Genomic DNA, 20,503 nt, shown 5'->3' on the forward strand with positions numbered 1-20,503 from the left:
CCCTTGTTACCGGCATTGTCCATGTACACCACCAGTGTAGAAAGCCAAAAGAATTGCCCAAGAATTCTTTGCGAGATTGGTTGCAATTGTCAAAGAGGTAAGCAGCCGTATATTAATGCATTCGTTTCGGGTCGATTTGTCGAGAGGCGACGATAAGTGCAAGTCAAACCAGCGGTACAGTGTGGGAATGCGTTAGACGTTTTGCCGTCCATGCCGGACAGCTCGGCAGCACTCACCGTAACGTCGCCACCATATTTTGGCTTGCGAGATTACAACGTCAACGGCCAGATTGGCCGCGAGAAAACGGTGGATGCGTATCTGGAGAAGCTGGACACCATCCTAAAGCAACTACTGCGGGTAACTACCACCGATGGCTCTCTGTTTCTCGTTATTGGTGACACCTATGTCAACAGGCAATTATTGATGATCCCGCACAGGGTCGCGATTGTTGCGGCCGACGCTGGATGGGTCGTGAGAAACGATCTTATTTGGCGAAAGGCGAGCCCGCCACCTGATAGCCCTCGCGACCGTTGGCGAAGCAGCCACGAGCATATCTTCTTCTTGACGAAGTCCTTGCGAGGATACAAGTTCAATGTTGATGAAATTCGTGAGCCTCATGCCGAGGCAACGCTCAGGCGATGGGGTCGTGGTCAAGTGTATGGCGGCGCGAAAAGCGAGAATCGTAAGGCGAATTATGATTCACGAGTACGACATGGTCGAACCTTCAAACTAAACCCCAAGGGATGCGTTCCGGCAGATGTGATCACCGCTGCGGCTGCTAACAACAAAGCGGCACATTATGCAACGTTCCCAGGTAGCCTTGTAAGCAAATTTATTCGTGCATGCTCAAGTCCAGGCGATGTCGTGCTTGACCCGTTTGCGGGTGTGGGAACTACGTGCATTGAGGCAATACGATTGGGCCGAGTGCCAAGAGGCGTCGAACTCAATCCTGAGTACGCCGACATAGCGAACCGAGCGCTTGATTCGCTAGATTTAACACTACTGCCGGGCTAATTCGTTGTACAGGGGCGACAAGACGCACTCGTCGATCCACTTGATTACGGGCACACAGACGGCATCCCCGAAACCGAAAAGCATTTGCCGATCATTTTCAAGCATGTGAAATCGATCCGCGCCTTGTAGTCTCGCGTACTCAACTGGCGACATCCAGCGTATTTTCAATTTGCCTCGGACCACCGCTACAACAATCTGGCGAGCACTGCCACCACGAGGCGTGCGAAGGCAACCTGCAATGTTGTCGAACCGAATCTCAAGCCGAGTCCTATCTTTTCGCTTTCGTCTGTACCCCGTCCCGACGAAGTCGCCTTTCGACTCGATGTACTGGTCAATAATATGGCGATGGTCATCGCTCATCATTTTGTGATGTCGCTTGACTTCATCAGCGCCCCACCAACCCTTATCGTTGAAGTCTATGATCTCGCGAAGGGAGTGCTTTAATTGTGGTGGCGGAACGATGGGAGTAGCAATCCAACCGGTCTTCAGCTCAATTTGCCGCATCTTTTCGAGTAAGTTGGGCGGACGTAGCTTCTTCGATTGAGTAACTCGTTCGTCCCATCCAGATACCCCCAGACTAAACTCTCGGGGTTGTTTGACAATCAATTTCGAATTGACCGATTCGTGAACACCGACAATGAACACTCGGTTACGACTTTGCGGAACGAATGAAACTGCGTCCAAGCAAAATGCATCGACGAAATAACCCTGTGAAGCAAGGCATTCAACCGTGGACTGAAAGTCTTTACCGTCGCGAGCTGTAAGCAGTCCTGGGACGTTCTCCAAAAGGACGAAACTGGGTTTTGGGTCGAGCGCTTTGAGGACATCAACAAACCCAAAAAACGTCGACGAGTGGGTTCCATCAAATCCCTTGTAGTGTCCGGCTAACGAAAGATCGACGCAAGGGAAAGATGCCGTAACAAGCGTTGGAGAATCTTTGAGGCTAAGGAGAACAGCCTCTGTCTCCCAGATGTCGCGCAGGTCAAATTCTTCACTTTCGCCAAAATTCCTGGCGTATATCTGCTGCTTCTTCTCATCGATGTCGTTTGCGTAGACACATTCCCAACCGCTGTTGGACAGTCCCTCGCGAACTAGACCGATGCCTGCGAAAAACTCTGCAAACGATTTCGTGTGCCTTGTTTTGCGTGGGCGTGATCGATGTCTCTGTGTTTGCTTCGTTTTCGCTTCAGTCATCCTCGGCTCCTTACCGATTGCTACTTATAGTCCGTGGAGCTTTAGCCGTCAACCGGACACACTTCGGAGATGACACGCAAGCAGGTTGAGCTAGACATTCGAGTGCTATTCGGGCAGCGAGTCCGCAGCCTTCGAAAATCCCAGGGCTATAGCCAAGAGGGATTCGCGGATGCTTGCGGTTTGGATCGCACCTACATCGGAAGCATCGAGCGGGGCGAACGCAACGTCGCGCTGGTCAACATTCAAAAAATCGCTCAGACGCTTGCAATCACTCTACCAGAACTATTTGAGTTTTCTCATGGAAGAGATGAAAAATGACACGACTGGAGTCAGTTAGGGCACACATTTTAACTCAAGTCGATTCTGCTGAATCGAAGGCTGAATTGCAATTCCTTGGCGGGAACGATTGGGTTGAGCAAGTTCACGAGAGCGTTGAATTCTTTGTTCCCAAACTTGTAGAAATCGCGCCAAAGCTTGCCGAGAGACTACAAGTCGTGTTTCAGGGGCCAGAGCGAATGCTCTTGTTGCTGAACTCTGATAACTTTGAGCGAGTATTGGCGTCACTACGAACGCACGATCCTTCGTCCCAACAGCTACTACTGAGTTTCAGAGAGGAGGCTAGTAGATTTGCCTCTGGCACATTGGAGCTTGTCACAACCTACCTCGTAGCTCAGCAGATAACAAAAGTAATTGAAGCGTTCTTAACCTCATCATTGGGTGATGTGAAGATCAATGGTGGGTCCCTGTATCCCGATATCTATCGGGCTTCTGCGGAGCCATTTTATTCCAGCCTTCCATTGCAGCGACGAAGAGCAGCTGGGCAAGACCTGGTTGAGACGGTTCATGGGCCTTGTAGAAATGGCAGTGGTCAACCAAGTAAAGTGCCTGACGGGTTGGAATTGAAATCAAAGCGGGGATCATCGATCCGAGTGGACTGCCATGCCGCTCATCCTGGGATGCACTTAGTGTTGACGTGGTCGACTCGCAACCAGCTACTCATTGTCAACGATATTTCCTTGGCTTATATCCGAATATGCGACTACACAGAGTGCCAACGAAACACTGATGCCACAACAGTGAAGTTCTCCTTTGGGGGGCAGCGATTCATATCGCTACTGAAGGATTGAGGGTCTGATTGAAACAGCTTCGATAGTAAGGTCCGCAGCTTCGCAAACCTCCTGCATCTTTGACAGACATGCCCCGGCTGCCGCCACGTCCTTGAACACCTTTACCTTATTGCTCAAGTTGGTTAATTCGCCATCCTCGCTCACCCATAGAATTCGATGCCGGATGTCGAGTTGCTCTGAATACGTCACTTCAATGATCATCACCAGCCTCCTCAGCTTGGACTTCAATTTTGAGGTCCCGCAGCAAGTCATCAGCTATATCCTCTGCCGTTGCTCCGACTACGTCATCAACAACGCAGTTGATTCGATATTCTGAGTTGTCGTACTGGTCGACATCCCAGGTGCCATCAACGTTATAGAGCAGCCAGACTTCCCCAGTATCTTCTATTGCGGACGGGAGGATAACCTCGATTGCTCTAACCAATTCTGATCGTTGAATCATCGGATGCTCACCGTGTTGCCAAGTTTCGAGGGATTTTTATCAACAGCGATTCGTCAAGTTCCACATCTCCCACTCGCGAATTGTAGGCGTTAAGCAATCGATTAAGTTCAGTCCTACGATTCTGCGATGAAAACGTGGACAGCTCGTCTATGTTTTGGCCGACGAATGATTCGATTGACTCTACTGTAATTCTGTTTGGTGCGTCCTGGTCTGCAATCTGTCGCACCCCAACAACTCTGTTTTCTGGGACGATCAGAAACGGTCTCAGTCCTTCACTAAGATTTTGTTTGCACTTCTCGAAGTGCCCTTGGCTCGCATTGATAGTAACGTGGAAGGCAGTATCGTTTATTTGGAAGTCTCCAACCTGTTCGGTTTGTTCATCCCCAGCAGATGCCGAATCATTTCTGACTTCGGTGTCAGGAAACCTTAGTTGTAATTTCGCGCCCACAAGATACTGTGCAACTGATGATTGTTTACGTGACTTGCCCGCAATCTCTAGTATTTGGTGGATAAAGGCTCGCGTGCTCTCGTGCTCAACAAACGAAGGTTCAATGCGTTTCGAATTTAGGTACAGCTTGATTTGCGAGACAAACTTCGACTGCAAGTAGGTTATCGCCTCTGACCGAAGACGCACCGACAGTGATTCTAACGCCAGAGGTTTCATTAGTTCCAGTAAAGACTGCGCGCCTAAGGGCGTGCCACGACTAGTTCGGCCGCCTTGCTTGGAAATCTGTCTTGTTTCACCATGCTCTTTCAGTATTCTCGCGAGGTTTGTGGCGGACACCTGCTTGATCTGCGCACCACCCTTGGCTCGATGAGACTCGATATTCAAGTCGTACTCAGACTTCAATCTATCGAGCACGATTAAGCAAACTGATAGCCTGCTTCGTGGAACCGTTCCTTGCTCTGTGTTAGCGGATTTCCACGTCTCAAAAACCGAATCAAGTTGGTCGGCTCTCTTACTCATTGGCGAACTCAAAGTAATCGACTAAAGCAGTACTCCCTAAAGGACGTATGATACCAGGGAATTGCAAGTCGAGAAGTTCCGTCTAGATCGCGAACTGGGCATCTAAAGGTTTTGAGTATTGGTGTTCAGTTCGTGGCAGATCTGGATTAGCTGCTGCTCAGTGCGGTACACGAGCATCAGCCAGAAGTCGCCGGTGACAGGTTGTTAGCCTGAACTGTCACCATGATTTCTTGTCGCAAGCGTTGCGAGCGATCTCGTTCGGGTTGTCGTGGTTTTCTTACCATGGTTTTAGAACACGGTTGGAGGGAGGTCGTACCACACGTTGCCTTCGTCGTCCTTCTCGCGCTCGATCAGCTTTTGCTTGAGAGCGGTCTTGAAGAACTTGTCGGTCATCTTGCCGACGATGTCTGTGGTCATGGAGGGGATTTGTTCGAGCAACCAGTCGCTCACTTCGTCCTTCGTAACCGGTGCCACAGCTCGGATGTGTAGAATGCCGTATTCCATCACTTGATCGAAGTTGACTTGATCTTGGGCTGTCATCATCGTTTCGACTTTCGGTTGTTGGTGCGTTGTTCGGCTTGACTACTTAATTATGCACCATGGCAGAAGAAAATCAAAAGAATTCCAAAAGAATTCTAGCTGCGTCGACGGGCTTTTCGATAGCTTTGCATATTCAAACGGAACTCATTTGAATATCGTAATGTACAAAATCCACCTTGATGGTATTCGTGACGCGCCTAAAGCAATAGCCGAGTAATTGTCCAACTGGGGACTGCGTGAAACCCCAAGCAGTTCCGATTTTTTTAGCTAATGCTTGCCCTTGCCTCATAAAATGACATCTCGCAATCAGACGAGATCGTGGCAACCGTCATTTTTAACTTTTTGGGAGACGCTCTTATGCGTAGTTCGTTGCTCTTTTTCCTGGTAACCCTGTCGACATTGGTTTGTGCGAAGTCGGGTGTCGCTTCCGATGTCGATGCTGATCAGTCACGAACTGATGCACTTACCGCGATGCACGCAGGCCATGACATCATGCGTCCGCGATACAGCTGCGGCATTGCAATTCCACGTTTCAAAGGGGTCGTTGAGCAGGAGTGGACACTATTATCGCCCTCGGCAGTTGGACGACGAGACATTTCAACTGAAGACCTGGGGATTAAAAACCTCGATTCGATACTAGCTGTGCAGAAAAGCATTCATAAGTACGCCACGAAGAACGGTTTCGGCACTGGGGTCTGGGATGGCCACCAAGGTTTGAAGAATGGCAAGCGAGTCCTAGGTGTTTACTTAGTTGAAAAGAATGCTTGTTCAGTCGTGCGTTTCGAATTGCCCGGCATGCAAAAGTCCACTGACTGGTGCTCGCTGGTGGCAGAAGTCAACCGACAAGTAGCTTTGAGCCGTCCGCAAATGGTTGGGGGAATCCCCGTGAAGTATGTTGGCAAGGATATCTACGAAGTCGTGTTGTTCAAGGAGTCATACGCGGCCGTTGTCGTGGACTAGGTTCGTTCATTCGCTAACTGAGGATTTATTTCTATGAAGTCAATTTTGGCACTGATCCTTTGCTCCAGTCTTACAAGCTTCGGCTTTGCGCAGTACTCGCCAAAGCGGGTCGCAGTGAATGAATATAAGCCGCCATCGCTTTCGCCAAACCGCCCGTCGATTCGCGAAGCGACCTATGATGAGATGCATCCGGCACCACCGGAGTTTCTTGAAGAGCGAATATTGAGGTCCCCCAATACCCCGATCGCAATGTGTACGGTGGCGACTGGGGTGGGCATATTCGACTGCGTAACGAAGGGACCACTGGGGTGCATCGTTGGCACAATGAAGCCGTCACTATGTTGGGGTGGATTAGCATATGATCATTTAAAACAAAAAGATGAAAAAACGAAGGAACAGCGTCAAGGCAAGGATTGTCCCCAACCTCCGAAAGAGCCCACACCGGAGCATCGCTCCGAACCTCGGGATGGTCCTCGGGTCGGGGAGTACCGTTCTTCGTCGGGAAGTTCTTCGTCTGATTCTTCGTCTGATTCTTCGTCTGACTCCAAGTCTGATTCCAAGTCTGATTCCAAGTCTGATTCCAAGTCTGATTCCAAGTCTGATTCCAAGTCTGATTCCAAGTCTGATTCCAAGTCTGATTCCAAGTCTGATTCCAAGTCTGATTCCAAGTCTGATTCCAAGTCCTCCCCAAGTTCAGACTCAAAGTCCGACCGATCAAATTCAGATACGGGCTCGGGCGATGCTGATCCAATAGGCGTGTCCTGACCTCCAGGCTGCGGCAAACCAAGTGTCACCGTACTCACACACGTATGGTACGGTGACACTTCGAATGGTTGCGATCATTCAACGCACAAAAGTTCGTAGTCGGGAACGTCTTGGTATTGGTAGTCGCTGTGCAATGTACCATCGGTGAAACGCACCAGCGCAAATGTCTTGTGGTTGAATCGAGTGGCCCGGTCGTGCTGGCCATTCAAATCACTATCACATCGCTTGGTAGTGATGTGCTGCTCAGAAACTCGGAGGCGGCGTGTCTTGATTAACACGGGTACTCGAGCAACTCAGACTCGATTCCGTTGTGGAATGCAGGTCCTTCGTCGACCACGTCTTCGCAGCCAGCGTCTGGTGATACTGGGTTCAATGGGAGGGTGTCGAAATCGATGCCAGGGTCAAACATGCACTTCATGGTGTTAGTATTCTTCTGGAAGGATGATGGTTGTGTTTGAGCGGTCTGCTTCTGTTATGATCCAAATGTCTACGCCCTTGGCTGTGGTGTAGACTGACATAATCCGCATGCCCTCTTTGCGCGCGTAATCGTTCTGTTCCTTATCTTCGTCGCAGCAGTTTCCCCAATTGCCGCTTACGTGCTTTGAGAGAAAGTCGTCGATCTGCTGGGCTGAGTCGTTGATGGCCTGGAGTGCCATGGGCGTAATAAGCAGCTGGCCGATTTCGAACAGCTGGCGGGGTGGCTTGTTGTTCGAGTGCTCGTTGTTCCAGGTCACCACGACTCTGTGCCTCTGTTGCGACTGCTACGATTTGCTTTGTGAGGGATTCTACTGCAATTACTATGTCATTGGTGTTGTTCACGCTGCTACTTGTACCTCAACTTCTGCGAATAGTTTCTCGATGATGTCCTTGGCACACTTCTGGATACGTTCGAGTGACTTTTCGAACACTTTAATGTCGCCATTCCAAAGCTGAACGTAGTCAGCTGCTTGCTGTAGAGTTTCGATGCCAACCGATTGGCAAACGATGTAGGCGACACACTCAGCCTCAAGTTCTTTGACGGTTTTGCTAAGTGACTCGCGATCCTCAGACTTGTGCAACATTTCATGAGCCAGCTCATGCGTCAGCACGGAGAACACCAGGGCCGGTGTTTGACCATTGCGAATCTTGATCTCACCACCCCAGGATTCGCCCAGTGGTGTGAGGTCGTCGCAGTACGTCAGCACGATTCCAGCTTCACGGATGACACGCGAGAGCCGTTCAATGGCACCGCCTGGGTCCCCAGTGGCTTGGAATACCGATGGCAATTCTTCGCCTTCGGTCTGACTGAAATCGAACACGGCAATCATCTTGAAGAACATGCCGCTCTTGACTTTGCCGTTCTCGTCTTCCTTCTTGTACGGGCAGGGAGCCATGATCCACAGTGCCTTCGAGCCCTTCTTGACTTGACGGCCGAGTGTCTTCCACTTGTTGAAACCAGCGACACGAGTAGCTTCTGGTCGCTGGGAGTAGATCAGCATTTGATTGCCCCAGCTGTACTTGTGAAACTTGGCTCCGACCGACAGGTAGCGGAGAAGGTTCTTGCTGTGTCCCTTTTGCAGCTCACCAGCCAGGGTGCTCACTGCTGTGCCGACGATGTCCTTGGCTTCGTTCGATTTCATGTTCGTGTCTCGTGTGTTGCGTGTTGCATTCGCTTACCCGACAAGTGAATTATGCATCCCAATTTCAAGAAACCACAAACAATCCCACAAGAATTGCAAAAGAAACACCGGCTAGAATAGTGATACTCTGCCGGGTGCGTGTTGATATCCAGCTGACCTTAGCTCTTTTCGAATTCGATCTTGGCAAGGGAGGCAAACAAGAACTTGCGTGCGTCCTTGTAGTGTGCCTTGAGTGGGTTCCAGGGGCGCGGCCAGCAAATGAACCTGCCCCCTCGCTTCTGTGCATTCTGGCAGTTCTCGAATCGATCATCGATCAAGAGTGTGCCGGGTGCCGAACTGAAGTGTTTGACGGGTGTGACCGACCACTGGCGATGCATGAAGTCAGGCAGGTTCCGCTCGATCCACTCAACCTTGTGTGGCAGCGAGCCCTTGTCCTTCGTGCATGCTGTGGCGATGCATACGTTGCGTTCGCCAACCAACTCGACACACTTCGCAAGTAGCTCATCGCACACCGCAGACTTCGGCAGGTTTGCCCAGAACTCGCTAGGGATGCAGTTCCAGAAGTCAGTCTTGGCAATTGGAGTTTCAAGCTTGAGCACTGCGTTGACCGCACCAACAATGTCCCATTCGAACTTAGGGTTGAACCACTTCAGGTCGTCCAGCCCTTCGATTGGCACACCGAAGTGTTGCCCAATACTTGACGTACAAGTATTGAGCAGGTCGTCCAGGTCTAACAGGATGGTGTGAATCTTCATTTGCCGTTCTGTTCCATTGCTCGGTGGAAGGCTTCAACACCAACACGCGAACGATCAATTGCTTGCTTCAACTCTTCGACTGTGCAGCCAGCTTGCTCCGCAGCTCGTGCCATTGCACGATGCAAGGCTGCTGTTTTCAGTCGCTTGGAGACACGCAAGCAAATTTCAGCGACGATGTTTGCTTCGTACTCAGCCAAATCGCTGGCGAACTTGTCGCAATACTCTTGGTCATAGCGACCGTTGTATTCAGCGATCAGGTGTTCGAGCGCTTCGTGTGCGAAGTTGCCCAGCCGATATTCTCGTAGCTTGACAGTCATCACGACTCGGGCGACCAGCGACGAATCAACAGTGATTCGCTCGTTGAGCAGTTCGAACAGTTGCAGCTCCATGTCTTCGCCAGCGCGACGGAAAAGCATCTTGACCGAATTCTTGACGTGTTGCGTGTGCATGTTGCAGTGAAGGATCACGTCGCCATCGGCCGTCAGCCACTGCTTGCTGAAGTCGATGCTCTTGCGAGGCTTGCGGAGGGAAGGTTTCGCTGCGATTCCCAACAGTTTTTTAAGGAATTTGATCATGATGCTTGGTGTTAACCTTTTTCTCGGAGTACACGATCCAGTTCGGCCGCAATCAACGCTCCAGCTTTTGTCAGGTTCCGAATCCTGTCTTCAGGCTTGAAGCCATAGTCGCTCCATGGCCAGAAGAAACCGGGTGCGACCGGTGAGTCGGGCTGGTCGACCAGTGCGTAGGCAATGGCAGCACCAACCAGTTCTCGCTTGGTGAACTTGGCGTCAAAGTCGGGTGTCCATCCAAGCTTGGAAGATTGTCGTTCACGTTCATCTGTAATCAGTGCTAAGCCATTGCTGGGCATGTCGATCTCACTAAGGGTTATTTGGTACGGGTGCGACCACGGAGTGCTCGCGGGTGCATCGGGGAGTAGCCACCGATGTTGATTCTGGGAGCCTTGTCCCAGACTTGCGGAAACTGTTTGCTTCCGCACTTGGGACACTCATGCAAGGGTCCCAAAGACACCGGACGAATCTCTTCGTGCCGGTGTCCGCATTCGTCACACCGTTGTGAGTAGAGAGGCAATTTGTCCTCCGGCTTACTGGCTGAGGACGACAGTGGTGGATAGGTTGGACAACGTCTTGGTGCGTTGGCGAACGTCCAGTGGGTCGTAGCCGGTGACCTTGTTGTCACTGACGGTTTTGACAACCAGCTTGTTAAGCCACATATCGCTGCCCTTGCGGACTGCGAAGGCGATGACCGAACCTTCCTTGATCACAACGCCGAAGGCATCGGTGCCAGGACCACGCTCGTTGGTGACGGCCGGGGCTGCGTTTTGGTTGGTTGGTTCTGCTACTGCTGCACTCATGCGAAACTCTCCAGGTGTAAAACTCGATTTGAAGCTTGCGGGTACAGGACCCGCGACACTCTCTAACCACCGCTCGATTGAAAAGTGGCCTAGTCATTTTTCGATAATTCGAAAATTGCTCAGGCGATCCCAGGTGAGGCGACAATGACCACATCAACCCAGGTCGGGTTGATGATGGGACCGAATACCCAAAGGGCTGCCCTGCGAAGCATTAGTACAGGAACCCGTAGTCGGTTTTGGTTTCCCAGCTCAGATGAATCCAACCGGGCGGGATGTAGTGCGACTTGTTCTGGCTGTCGAGAACCCGGTGACTCCCAGACTTGGCAACGTGCAGCGCGAGCGGGTTGTCGATACGCACAGGAACCTTCACACCGTCTCTGACAAACACGTACTCGCGGTACAGCTCGTCGTCCAACGGTGAGAACACCATGTTGGGATTGTGCGTTGGCACCTTCTCAGCGATGGCTTGGTCGACTGCCGCTTCGCGATTGAGTTGGTCTTGCAGGGCATGGCCGGTTTTGCGTTGCACTTCAACGTTCTTTCTATAAAGTGGACTGGTCATTCCTTGATGTACTCCAGGTCGGGATGCTCTTCGAAAATCTTGTCAGCGTAGAAGTCGCTGATCTCGGTGAGCGTGCATTGACGGTTGATGTTCTTGCACACGCGAAGAGTCGTGCCAGTCCCACCAAACACGTCCAGAACACGATCACCTTTTTTGGTTGTTAGCTTCAGGCAACGCTCAACCAAACCCTCATGCAGCTGCGTCGGGTGATGGTCTCGCCGTTGCTTCGAGTTGCCGGTGACTCTCGGAAAGTCGAACACGTCAAGCGGTACGCAACCCTTTGGGTCAGCTCGCTTGTCGCCGTTCAGTTGCCGCCAGCTCGGTACTCGTATCTGGTCGGGATAGAGTGGTGGCTTGTCTCGTGTGAGTCGCCACAGTGGTCTATGCCCGTTGCCCAGGTCAGTTCGGCGGTTTTGCCCGAACGTGAATGTCTGGACGCAAGGCTTGATCTCGCAGTCCAGCTTGTTGACTACACACGCCATCTTGATCGTGTGGGTGGCATTGAATGACCACCAAACAACACGGCTGCATTGCAGCAACTCGATCAGCACCAGTTCACACCAGCCGAAGTAGTCTTCGAACTTGTCGTCGAAGCCTTTGTACTTCAGGCCGATGTCATCAGGTGGATCAGCGAAAACGGTGTGAAACCATTCCCGCCGATCCAGTGACTTGGAGTTGTTAGCACGCAACCATTGAAGACAATCAGTGCGTACTAATCGGTGCGTCATCAACTCCCACCATGTATTCAATCGAGTCCCAAAGTTGGTTGTAACGAGACACAGCTTGTCGGTCGATCACGCCAGTCAACTGGAAGTTGTTGGATGTCAACCACCCTGCAAAGCACTCGGGATATGCAGGGTCAAGGAAGTATTCGGGGGCAGTGACGATCACTCGTCGCCGTCCCCAGCTCCGCGCGTGTCGCTTCACTTCGGCCAGCATGGCTTGAGAGAAACCACGGGAGCGGTCTGACGGTAACACGCACAGCTTGAACAGCAGGTATGCGTCCGCCAGCTCGGGTCGGTCGTCTAGCAGTTCCATTGATGGAACCCGACCAACCCAGAAACCTACAGACTGCTTACCACTTGAGTACAAGCGGATGTCCAGCTCGTTGATTGACGCTTCCCACTCGCTGGCAGTCCATGGGAACGGGTAGCATTTGATGTCGATGTCCCGCAGCCGGGCAGCTTCCCGGTGCGAGACTTTCTTTCCACTGAAATACATATTGCGTAGCTTTCGAAGCTTGTTGAGTCGGTGATTACTATCCACGCCACGTTGGCCGGATTGCTTGGTTGAAGAAGTCATCCGGTGAGCCGACCATGGACTTGGCTTGGCCATTCATCAGGTCGAATCGCTTGATGCTTTCCGCTTTACTCAGCTCGGGGTAAACGTGATCGTTCTGAATCGCAGCCCAACACTTCTGGTATCGCTTGAGCAGCAAGTCTTGGAACGGCTTGCGAACACGCGAGGCATAGTGGCTGAACCGCAACAACGGCTTGGCAGCTGGTAACGGTTTGGCAACGCATTGATGGATGATCAGCACCACGTCTTCACTGCCGATTGCTTCACCGAGACACCAGCCATAGCCTGTCAGCTGCGATGCCCATGCTTCGTTGGCGTCTTCCAGGTAGCTCTCGCTGATCGTGCCGACACCGGGTAGCTCCACAGCAACGAATGCCTTGTGTGGCTTGTTGTGACTCTGGCTTGGCTTGGGAGCCTTGTAACCGTCGAGACACAACTGGAAGCCAGCGTTGGGGCTCACAGCTGAGTTGCTACAGTAGCCATTGACTTTCCAGTCCAGCACAACGCTCTTGCCGTTGGGCAGCTTGGCATAGCCGTCAGGCTTGCCCAGTAATGGCACGCCACCAACTTCACGCTCAACAGTGAACTCGAACTGTGGTGGCTCGATTGCCTTGTCGAGTATCGCCGTCAGCACGTCGAACATGCCGCTCAGTAGGTACGACTGGTAGACGTACTCACCAGCTTCACGCGCGAAGTCTCGGTTATGCACTTCCACTTGAGCAGCGAAGAGTGCATCGAAGCTGTACTTCTCTGGCATGTAGCCAGCTCCGTAGTAGCGTTCGTATAGAACCGACTTGGTGCGAGCATCGAAAGCCGAACCGACACTGGCTGGCTTGCCTTGCATTTCGCGGGGTGGTCTTTCATCCGCAAGGTACTTGAGGATGAATTCGTCTTTGTCGCTCTCAAACTGGCTGAGCGCGGAGAAAGACAGATACTTGGGAATTCGCATGCTGTTTCTCTATGGTGAAAAAGAAAACGGCATCCAGAAATTGGATGCCGTGTGAAACGTTTGGGTGACTCGGGCAGGTGGATAACTAAACTCTCCGTTTACGAGCGGGATGACCCTAGTTGCTAGGTGTGACCGCTCCCTGCGGACTGATTTCGCCCATGGTCCGAGTCGTTGTTTGAATCCCGTTCGGGAATAGGGCAGCCTCTATCGGCCCGAAGAGGCTGCCGTTATTCGCGATTGGGGTTGTTTGATTACCGAACGGGATTAGGTCTTCAGCTGGTTAAGGATTGCGTCAGCGATCCCAAGCCAGTGCTGATGACCAGCTTCAACCATGGCATCCACGGCTGCCTCTTTGACATCGGGCAGCAACAAGCAATTGCTCAGCTTGGCCGATGCGTCTACTCGCGCGAGCATTCGAGACAGGAACACGCGATTGAATGCTAGGTTCTCGGCTGCTCGTTCTTGTTCAAACTCGTGATTCCATCGAACCATTACTCATCGCCTCGAACGCGCAGGTATCTAGCCTCCTTGGGAATCCCGTCGTCGCTCAGCTCGCGATAGGTGAACGTGATGCGTTGACCCAGTGCGAATCGCTCAGCGAGGCAGCCAGCAGCAACGTCTTTGCCGCCAACCATCGGACCAGTCGTCGAGCTGAACTTACGCTCAGCGTCAGTCATGCCCGACAGCTCCAGTCGCTTACCCTTGTAGTCAAGGATCAAAGCACCGATCATCCCGGCATACTTGCCCTTCCCAGCTGTGAAGCCAGTGAGCGTGCCGTCGTCGTCGTTCTCGGGCTTCATCTTCAGCAGCGTCTTCACACGCTTGCAGTCATAGACTGCGTTGCCACTGCGGATGATCGAACCCTCTGCACCTTCCTTGACCCAGCGTGCAGTCAGCTCTTGTGCTTTACGCACTGCGTCTGCTTCGTTATCGGGCAGCTGAGTTTGCAAGTGTGCATAGGCAACGTTGCAACCATCGAGCACTTCTTCAATCGCAGACAGCTCGCTCGTGTACGGAGAACCAGGCGTCAGGAATTGCAGATGCTGTGCGACCATCAGTTGGAGCAACCATTGCAATGAGTCTTCGCTGATCTCGCGGTACATTTGAGCTGTCTTGATCAGCCCTGGCCGGGTGAGCGTTTCCATCGAAGGGCAGCTGTAGACTGCGTACTGGATTTGATCCCAGCGACTGTCTGCTTCATCGCCAGAGACGATGGAGCGACACAGCTGGAACTTGCCACGTCCAGCCCAGGCTTCACCGTCAAGCGGGCATGGCGGCAGTGCATCAAGGAACCAATCGGGAGCAATGATCGGGTTGCCGTAGCGAGACCACAGACCGGTCGACGTTGGCTTGATCTTGTCTTTCAGCTCGAACGTCTTCGGGTTGTAGATGCCGGACCATGGAACATCCACGGTTGGCAAACCGCGAGTGATGCCGCCATCCCAGAACATGCGGGTGCCGTCAAGCTTCTCACTGATGAACCAGCCAGCGATCTTGTGCTTGGCTGCGTCGTAGGTGTCTGCCAGCTGAACTAACTCTCGTCGTGCAATCTTGGTGGTCATGGCTTTCGGATACTCTGGTAGATGATCTGGATTGGAATTTTTTTGTCGTAAATGATGACGTTCTCAGAAGGTTTCTGATCACGAATCTTGATGGCCATGGTGTGCGTCCTTGGCGTCACACCCACTGATCGAATCACAACTGCTAGGAGACTCATGTCACACTCCCGGCTTATTGAGTTGCGGCCGATCTTCAGACTTCACTTGAAGCTTGTCGAAGGTGCGTTCGCACTCGTCGATGTAGTGCCACAGCTGATCGATCTCAGTGAGCAGCTGAGTCGTTTTGACCTTTTGTCTCACTGCTGTTTCCATCAGCTGCTGGTTGTCTTTGTCAGCAGCTCGCGCTCGCTGTTGCTCCAGCTCAGTGACGTAGATCATCCGAGTCAGTTGGTCTTGCTGCTTATGCAGGTTCGATCTCAGCTCGTAGATCAACAGCCCTACGCTGCCGAACATGAACACGAGAGAGGCAAGCATTGCCATGAACACTAGCCCCTCAGTCGCCGTGCGAATGAAGTCTCGCATTAGTGCTTCTCCCGATAACGTTCTTCAACCTTGCGACGGATGCGTTGGACAGTGCTATGGCTGACTGAAAGCAGCTTGGCGATGGTTGGGTCGTCAAACCCATCCATCCGCATTTGGCATACAGCCATGTCAAACTCGCCATCGCAGACAGCACGCAAACCATCCAACAGTTCGTGCATGTCTGCTGACAGTCGCTCGGGCACTTCTGACAGCTCGTATGTCGCTTGCTTCAGCTTGGGTGCCTCTGGCTTGCCCTTGCGTTTCTTGAGTGGAACACGGATGCCTTGCTCGTTCTCGACGAGCGTTAGAAAACCGTGTCTGATCGAAGTGACCATGTAGCCTGGAAGACTTTCAATGGACACGTCTTTCTGTGATTGGATTGACCGAAGTGCAGTGACGACAGCCAGCACACCCTCAGAGATCAAGTCTTCTTTCAGGTGTGCATGGTTCGGGTTGCGTGCGATGAACGTTCGAGCCAGTGATCGGACTGACTCGGAGTAGGTTGCACACAGTTTCTCGAATGCTGTTTCATCGCCTGCAAGCAGAGCGTTGAACAGCTTCATTTGATGACCCACACTTCCTTCGGATAGAATCCGCGATCAACTGCTTCTTCAATCGTGAAGTGATACGGTGGCAATCCATCGGGGTCGAAGATCACACCGTTCTCGTATGCGACTGCGTGTCCGTAGCCAGCTCGCGTGTCGCCGGTGACCACACCGCGATTGGTGCGAACCAGCGACTGGAACAACTCCATGCGATAGTTCATGCGGTCATAGATCGGGAACGTCACCTTGCCCACCGTCGACACTGGCAGCAATTGCAGCGGGGACATTTCCAGGCTGTTCTCAAACAGGATGTGTTGGAACTCGTGGATGTGGAAACCACGACGACTGTTAGGGCGAGTGATTGGAATGGATGCGTCGACAATCGCACTGCCGTCATGCCCCAGCTCGTTGCGGAGCTGTTCGACATTCCAACCAGTCGCCATGGCCATCGAGTACAGCAAGCATTCCCAGTTGCGTGTTTTGATAAGTTGTTGAATCGGTCGAAGCATGTGTTTCATGGCTGCCTGCAGCGGATGTTTAGTAGGTAATTTGGTCTACCCACTAACCACCGCTCGATTGAAAAGTGGCCTGGAAATCTTCTAAGAATCATCGGGTTCGTTCAGAGACCGGAGCATTTCGTCGATGTCCGGTAGCTCGCCGTAAGACGGTCGCCAGTAGTCGCGCCAGTTGGGAGGGGCGAACAGCTTGTCGTACTCGATGGGCGTCGCGCCGACGAGAATCCAAATGCCCACACCGTGCTTCTCCCAGATTGGGAACTTCAGCTTCTGGGACTTGGTGAATGCGTACTTCAGCGGGTTCTTACATTCGATCCAGCGATAGCCGAAACGAACGTGATTGCAGAACAGGTCGGGAATGCCGTGCTGGAACTTGCTGCCGTGCGTGATCTCAACAAGCCATTCCCGCAGCTCAAGGTATTCCTTGAGATCGGTTCGAATTTTCTCTTCTGGTTTCATGGTGTTACTCAATGAGAACAGCCCAGGCTTAACTACCTGGGCTGTGCGATTTCTGTGGGATTACTGTGCGATCTGTGTCAGCGAGATCGGTAGAACTTTCTGGTCTCTCGACACCGGTAACACGTTCGATCACACTTCGGAGGATGGAAGAATGCGTCGATGACGTTGTTGGCGTGCGGTTCGCAATTGGTTTCGTTGCCCCAGTCGTGGTTGAGAATCCAACACGCAAGGAAACTCAACCGTTTGTGTCCAAGCCAAAAGTTGATGTCGATCCAGGCCAGCAACACTCGGAAGATCATGAGTGCCAGCACAACGATTCCGAGGATCACGAATGGGTGTTGCAAATACGACATGGCTATCTCCGCAAACGGCTGGCGAAGCGACGACGGTACTGACCGGGCTGTGGCATGTCATCCCAGTGGACGCTCTTACAGAATGCATGATCCATGAACCGTTTCGCACTGGCGTCTGCCTTGTCCAGGTCCACACCCTCGTCTTGCATGGCACACGCAAGGTTGCAGTGCCACGCCAGCGCGTAGGACGGGTCGTCTCTGACGTGCGTGCGGAGGACGTTTATCGCTTCGCCAGTGGTGACGTTGCGACAGCATGCGAGTACGATTCCAGCTACTAAACCTGCGATAAACCAGAACATGGTTGAAAGTCTGCCATTTCTCTGGGGTTGACCCAGCTCTCGGTGATTGAAAATTTGATCTTGTAAGGGATTGGGAAGACGACACTTCCCAGCTGATCACACTCGAACACGTAGAGTGTGATGCCGTCTTTGGTCAGCAGCTGTGGCAACTGGGTGGCACCCGCGATCAGCAGGTACTCGATTACCTCTCGTGCCAGTCGCTTGGCAGCCTCGGCGAAGCCTTCGTTGGGTTGCTTCTGGATGATCCTGCTGCGGCTGCCGACGTAGGTCACTAGGTAGGTCATGCGTATTCCGCCATCAGTTCGTCTTCCTCTTCGAGGTAGTCTCTTGGATTGCAGAAAGCTTCGAGCTGTTCTGCGGTCATCTTGGGTGGTTCAACTTTGATCTCGCGTCCTCCGGACGCTTTCTTCTCTGCCCAGTTGTCCATGGCACACTGCCACTTCATACCGATCAGAGGAACAAGCCATCGGTACGACTCGACAGACTCAGCCATCACGTCACCGACTTGGTCGACGTAATCCGGATGCGTAACGCTCAAGATTTCGTCGTGGATGTTTAGTGGTGCAACACGGAAGTCATTGACACCGCAGGGTTGGATGTCCCAAATCCTGCGTTGCACAGCCTTACAGATCGTTGCTCCCAGCGATTGGATTTCGTGGTTACAAGCAGCACGAATGTTTGCATTCTGAATCGCGAAGGCTGCACCGAACAAAGCTGATTGAACAGCTCCGGCCGCAGTCTGCACACGATCACGTCGCACTACCTTGATCTTCGTATCTCGCCACTCGCGCGGTGGGCTGGTCGCTAGCTCGTACAACACGCGACAGACTTGGTTTTCAAGCGTGAAGAAACGAGAGAAGTCAAGCTTCGTCGTAACTGCATCGCCTGGAGTCTTCCATGCGAAACCACGTCCGGCCGGGTTGTCGACGATTGCACTAAACTGCTCAGTGATTCGACGAATAGCAGCACCGATACCGGGGAACATTTTCTGCCACTTCATCACAGCTTGTTCAGCAACGTTACGAGGAATACCCAGGTTCAAGTGCAGCGTCATTGCGTTACCACCGTAGATCAACGCAAACACACCGGACTTCGCCTTCGAGTACATATCGTTGGATGTACCTTCGGAAGCCAGGATGCTTTCGTATGTCTCGCCAGGGAACAGAGCGACACCGAACAGACCGTGAATTTTCTTGCCGACCAGAAGCATCTTCCGCAAGTCGGGATCGTTGTACACTGCGTCAGCCAGCGTCACTTCGTATGCCGAGAAGTCACCACCGGACAGTTGCATGCCTTCCCATGCCATCACGAACTGTCTGCGAACTTCCTTCGTTTTCTTGATGCCTTGGACGTTGAGTCCACCACCACCGGACATACGAGAGGACACAGCACCGATCACGTTCAGCTCAGCGTGCAACTTGCCAGCCAGCCGAATCTTGTCGTACAGCTCAACCTCTTTCTTGGCATACTTGATGTCAAGGATTCGTTGTGCGCGATTGGCTGCTTCCTCGTTCGTATCCTTCCAAGTCTTGGCGATCTCTTCTAGGATTTGCTTGCGTGTTGATTCAAGGATGGCGACCTGCTCGATCTCATCCATCACTTCCTCAAGGTACGCTCGGACATCACCGTGCTTGTTGATGTTTACCGGTGCGTTGTCGACGATCTCGATTGCGTTCTTACGCAGTTCAGTGATGCCATCCAGGTTGACAGCAAAGCCATGCCAACGGACAGCAGCGACCATACAAGCCAGCTCGCTATCGTCGTCCCCAGGTTCAGGGCAGTCGAATGCGTACCAAAGCTTGCGGGTGTAATCGATGTCCAGCTCCGCATAGCAACGTGCTGGCTCGCTATTACGCCAGTGGTCAATATGCGTCGTCACCAAGTCAGCCCAGGTGTTGCAAGGCTTGTCTGGTTCCTTAGCTGTGTAGTATTGACGAGCATGGTGCGCAGTCGGTGCATAGGGCACTTCCTGCGGGTAGCTCGTGCATGCGATGTCTGTGAAGTGGAACGGTGGCTTTTCGCCAAGGACGTGTTCCGCCAGGAACTTCAGGCCTGCAGCTGGGTTGAACTTCAGTACGATGTCTTTGAAGTGGATGTCGCCGTCGATGTCGTACACACGCCAACGCTCTTTGCAGTCAGCGTATCGGGCGAAGTAGATATCAGGAATTTCGACTCGCTTGTCCAGCTCGTCAGCCAGCACATAGGACAACGGAGTTGGCACCTTGCGAATGCGAATGTCACCACGGTTCATCAACGTCTGGTATTTGTTCTTGCGGGACCACAGCATCAGGTCACACGCGCGACGAGGCTTCCAGCATGGACCATCTTGTGCAGATCGCTCGCAATGCTCCAGCTCGCGGATGCGATCAATCGGGAGATCGTCCGCACTGGCCAAGCCAGCCTTCAACACAGCGTCCAGCATCGTGTACCACTTGCAGCACTGGAATGCATCGAACGTCAGATTGAAGCCAACCAGATCACGCTGGGCGATGGTCTCAAGCAGTCGTAGGTTCTCGCGGATGGATCGATGCCACAGCTCGATCAAATGGATTTTGCCGTCGTCCATTGCGTACTGCATGAGCACTGGCACACCGACCAGCCCGCAGGTTTCCGTATCAAGGAACGACTTGTCGCCAGCCAGGATTTCATCAATCAGACAGTCAGTCGATAGCATGTTGTGTCTTCG

30 protein-coding genes are annotated in these 20,503 nt (G+C 52.5%); 4 read left to right on the forward strand and 26 right to left on the reverse strand.

The window, feature by feature from the left end:
- Positions 1 to 210 precede the first annotated feature (210 nt).
- Positions 211 to 1,014: a DNA-methyltransferase gene (locus SH573x_RS17615; RefSeq protein ID WP_479348978.1), complete on the forward strand. Its 804-nt coding sequence runs from the start codon at positions 211 to 213 to the stop codon at positions 1,012 to 1,014.
- Here SH573x_RS17615 and SH573x_RS17620 read toward each other — a convergent pair.
- Positions 1,000 to 2,208 (reverse strand): DNA cytosine methyltransferase, encoded by a 1,209-nt coding sequence (locus SH573x_RS17620; protein ID WP_479348979.1) that lies wholly within the window; start codon positions 2,206 to 2,208, stop codon positions 1,000 to 1,002. The two genes, SH573x_RS17615 and SH573x_RS17620, sit on opposite strands and share 15 nt — an antisense overlap.
- Positions 2,209 to 2,277: 69 nt before the next feature.
- Here SH573x_RS17620 and SH573x_RS17625 point away from each other — a divergent pair, with 69 nt between their 5' ends.
- A complete protein-coding gene (locus tag SH573x_RS17625) occupies positions 2,278 to 2,526 on the forward strand; it encodes a helix-turn-helix domain-containing protein (RefSeq protein WP_479348980.1) in 249 nt (82 codons plus the stop codon).
- 794 nt (positions 2,527 to 3,320) lie between these two features.
- Here SH573x_RS17625 and SH573x_RS17630 read toward each other — a convergent pair.
- From SH573x_RS17630 to SH573x_RS17645, 4 genes are all read right to left on the reverse strand, one after another.
- The gene (locus tag SH573x_RS17630; protein WP_479348981.1) at positions 3,321 to 3,536 is read right to left on the reverse strand and encodes a hypothetical protein; all 216 of its coding nucleotides are present in this window, start codon (positions 3,534 to 3,536) and stop codon (positions 3,321 to 3,323) included.
- A complete protein-coding gene (locus SH573x_RS17635; protein ID WP_479348982.1) occupies positions 3,526 to 3,777 on the reverse strand; it encodes a hypothetical protein in 252 nt (83 codons plus the stop codon). The genes SH573x_RS17630 and SH573x_RS17635 overlap by 11 nt, the downstream gene beginning before the upstream one ends.
- Before the next feature lie 7 nt (positions 3,778 to 3,784).
- The gene (locus SH573x_RS17640) at positions 3,785 to 4,744 is read right to left on the reverse strand and encodes a DUF4928 family protein (RefSeq protein WP_479348983.1); all 960 of its coding nucleotides are present in this window, start codon (positions 4,742 to 4,744) and stop codon (positions 3,785 to 3,787) included.
- Between the two features lie 288 nt (positions 4,745 to 5,032).
- A complete protein-coding gene (locus SH573x_RS17645) occupies positions 5,033 to 5,287 on the reverse strand; it encodes a hypothetical protein (protein WP_479348984.1) in 255 nt (84 codons plus the stop codon).
- Positions 5,288 to 5,602: 315 nt separating this feature from the next.
- On the opposite strand from SH573x_RS17645, the gene SH573x_RS17650 reads away from it, so the two are divergent.
- Positions 5,603 to 6,244, forward strand: coding sequence for a hypothetical protein (locus SH573x_RS17650; RefSeq protein ID WP_479348986.1), 642 nt, complete (start codon positions 5,603 to 5,605; stop codon positions 6,242 to 6,244).
- 839 nt (positions 6,245 to 7,083) lie between these two features.
- On the opposite strand, the gene SH573x_RS17655 is transcribed toward SH573x_RS17650, so the two are convergent.
- The 19 genes from SH573x_RS17655 to SH573x_RS17745 all read right to left on the reverse strand — a co-directional run bounded on the left by SH573x_RS17655 (position 7,084) and on the right by SH573x_RS17745 (position 17,165).
- Positions 7,084 to 7,287 carry a hypothetical protein gene (locus SH573x_RS17655; RefSeq protein ID WP_479348987.1) on the reverse strand — a complete coding sequence of 68 codons (204 nt, stop codon included), beginning with the start codon at positions 7,285 to 7,287 and terminating at the stop codon, positions 7,084 to 7,086.
- The gene (locus SH573x_RS17660; RefSeq protein ID WP_479348988.1) at positions 7,281 to 7,427 is read right to left on the reverse strand and encodes a hypothetical protein; all 147 of its coding nucleotides are present in this window, start codon (positions 7,425 to 7,427) and stop codon (positions 7,281 to 7,283) included. The genes SH573x_RS17655 and SH573x_RS17660 overlap by 7 nt, the downstream gene beginning before the upstream one ends.
- A gap of 4 nt (positions 7,428 to 7,431) precedes the next feature.
- Entirely contained in the window at positions 7,432 to 7,746 is a 315-nt protein-coding gene (locus tag SH573x_RS17665; protein WP_479348989.1) for a hypothetical protein, read from the reverse strand.
- Between the two features lie 78 nt (positions 7,747 to 7,824).
- Complete coding sequence (locus tag SH573x_RS17670; RefSeq protein WP_479348990.1) at positions 7,825 to 8,628, reverse strand: ArdC-like ssDNA-binding domain-containing protein; 804 nt, start codon at positions 8,626 to 8,628, stop codon at positions 7,825 to 7,827.
- A gap of 158 nt (positions 8,629 to 8,786) precedes the next feature.
- Positions 8,787 to 9,383, reverse strand: a complete 597-nt coding sequence (locus SH573x_RS17675; protein WP_479348992.1) for a 5' nucleotidase, NT5C type — start codon at positions 9,381 to 9,383, stop codon at positions 8,787 to 8,789.
- Positions 9,380 to 9,958, reverse strand: a complete 579-nt coding sequence (locus tag SH573x_RS17680; protein WP_479348994.1) for a hypothetical protein — start codon at positions 9,956 to 9,958, stop codon at positions 9,380 to 9,382. The genes SH573x_RS17675 and SH573x_RS17680 overlap by 4 nt, the downstream gene beginning before the upstream one ends.
- An 11-nt stretch (positions 9,959 to 9,969) precedes the next feature.
- Complete coding sequence (locus tag SH573x_RS17685; RefSeq protein WP_479348995.1) at positions 9,970 to 10,251, reverse strand: hypothetical protein; 282 nt, start codon at positions 10,249 to 10,251, stop codon at positions 9,970 to 9,972.
- 17 nt (positions 10,252 to 10,268) lie between these two features.
- Positions 10,269 to 10,580 carry an FmdB family zinc ribbon protein gene (locus tag SH573x_RS17690; protein ID WP_479348996.1) on the reverse strand — a complete coding sequence of 104 codons (312 nt, stop codon included), beginning with the start codon at positions 10,578 to 10,580 and terminating at the stop codon, positions 10,269 to 10,271.
- A complete protein-coding gene (locus SH573x_RS17695) occupies positions 10,486 to 10,755 on the reverse strand; it encodes a hypothetical protein (RefSeq protein ID WP_479348997.1) in 270 nt (89 codons plus the stop codon). The genes SH573x_RS17690 and SH573x_RS17695 overlap by 95 nt, the downstream gene beginning before the upstream one ends.
- Positions 10,756 to 10,966: 211 nt before the next feature.
- Complete coding sequence (locus SH573x_RS17700) at positions 10,967 to 11,284, reverse strand: hypothetical protein (RefSeq protein ID WP_479348998.1); 318 nt, start codon at positions 11,282 to 11,284, stop codon at positions 10,967 to 10,969.
- A 29-nt stretch (positions 11,285 to 11,313) separates the two neighbouring features.
- Positions 11,314 to 12,045, reverse strand: a complete 732-nt coding sequence (locus tag SH573x_RS17705; protein ID WP_479348999.1) for a DNA methyltransferase — start codon at positions 12,043 to 12,045, stop codon at positions 11,314 to 11,316.
- Entirely contained in the window at positions 12,020 to 12,538 is a 519-nt protein-coding gene (locus SH573x_RS17710; RefSeq protein ID WP_479349001.1) for a GNAT family N-acetyltransferase, read from the reverse strand. The genes SH573x_RS17705 and SH573x_RS17710 overlap by 26 nt, the downstream gene beginning before the upstream one ends.
- A 37-nt stretch (positions 12,539 to 12,575) precedes the next feature.
- Complete coding sequence (locus SH573x_RS17715) at positions 12,576 to 13,565, reverse strand: hypothetical protein (protein WP_479349002.1); 990 nt, start codon at positions 13,563 to 13,565, stop codon at positions 12,576 to 12,578.
- A 264-nt stretch (positions 13,566 to 13,829) separates the two neighbouring features.
- A complete protein-coding gene (locus SH573x_RS17720) occupies positions 13,830 to 14,057 on the reverse strand; it encodes a hypothetical protein (protein WP_479349003.1) in 228 nt (75 codons plus the stop codon).
- Positions 14,057 to 15,127 (reverse strand): hypothetical protein, encoded by a 1,071-nt coding sequence (locus SH573x_RS17725; protein WP_479349004.1) that lies wholly within the window; start codon positions 15,125 to 15,127, stop codon positions 14,057 to 14,059. Before SH573x_RS17725 ends, SH573x_RS17720 begins: the two co-directional genes overlap by 1 nt.
- 156 nt (positions 15,128 to 15,283) lie before the next feature.
- Entirely contained in the window at positions 15,284 to 15,646 is a 363-nt protein-coding gene (locus SH573x_RS17730) for a hypothetical protein (RefSeq protein ID WP_479349005.1), read from the reverse strand.
- Positions 15,646 to 16,209: an RNA polymerase sigma factor gene (locus SH573x_RS17735; RefSeq protein WP_479349006.1), complete on the reverse strand. Its 564-nt coding sequence runs from the start codon at positions 16,207 to 16,209 to the stop codon at positions 15,646 to 15,648. The genes SH573x_RS17730 and SH573x_RS17735 overlap by 1 nt, the downstream gene beginning before the upstream one ends.
- The gene (locus tag SH573x_RS17740) at positions 16,206 to 16,709 is read right to left on the reverse strand and encodes a hypothetical protein (RefSeq protein ID WP_479349007.1); all 504 of its coding nucleotides are present in this window, start codon (positions 16,707 to 16,709) and stop codon (positions 16,206 to 16,208) included. Before SH573x_RS17740 ends, SH573x_RS17735 begins: the two co-directional genes overlap by 4 nt.
- Before the next feature lie 81 nt (positions 16,710 to 16,790).
- Positions 16,791 to 17,165 (reverse strand): hypothetical protein, encoded by a 375-nt coding sequence (locus SH573x_RS17745; RefSeq protein ID WP_479349009.1) that lies wholly within the window; start codon positions 17,163 to 17,165, stop codon positions 16,791 to 16,793.
- Between the two features lie 331 nt (positions 17,166 to 17,496).
- Between SH573x_RS17745 and SH573x_RS17750 the strand changes: the two genes are divergently transcribed.
- On the forward strand, positions 17,497 to 17,796 hold the full coding sequence (locus SH573x_RS17750) for a hypothetical protein (protein WP_479349010.1): 300 nt from the start codon (positions 17,497 to 17,499) through the stop codon (positions 17,794 to 17,796).
- Here the strand turns inward: SH573x_RS17750 and SH573x_RS17755 are convergent.
- A complete protein-coding gene (locus tag SH573x_RS17755) occupies positions 17,793 to 18,101 on the reverse strand; it encodes a hypothetical protein (RefSeq protein ID WP_479349011.1) in 309 nt (102 codons plus the stop codon). The two genes, SH573x_RS17750 and SH573x_RS17755, sit on opposite strands and share 4 nt — an antisense overlap.
- Entirely contained in the window at positions 18,098 to 20,491 is a 2,394-nt protein-coding gene (locus SH573x_RS17760; RefSeq protein ID WP_479349012.1) for a DNA polymerase, read from the reverse strand. Before SH573x_RS17760 ends, SH573x_RS17755 begins: the two co-directional genes overlap by 4 nt.
- Between the last annotated feature and the right edge of the window lie 12 nt (positions 20,492 to 20,503).

The sequence above is a fragment of the Rania fehmarnensis genome, assembly GCF_056494185.1.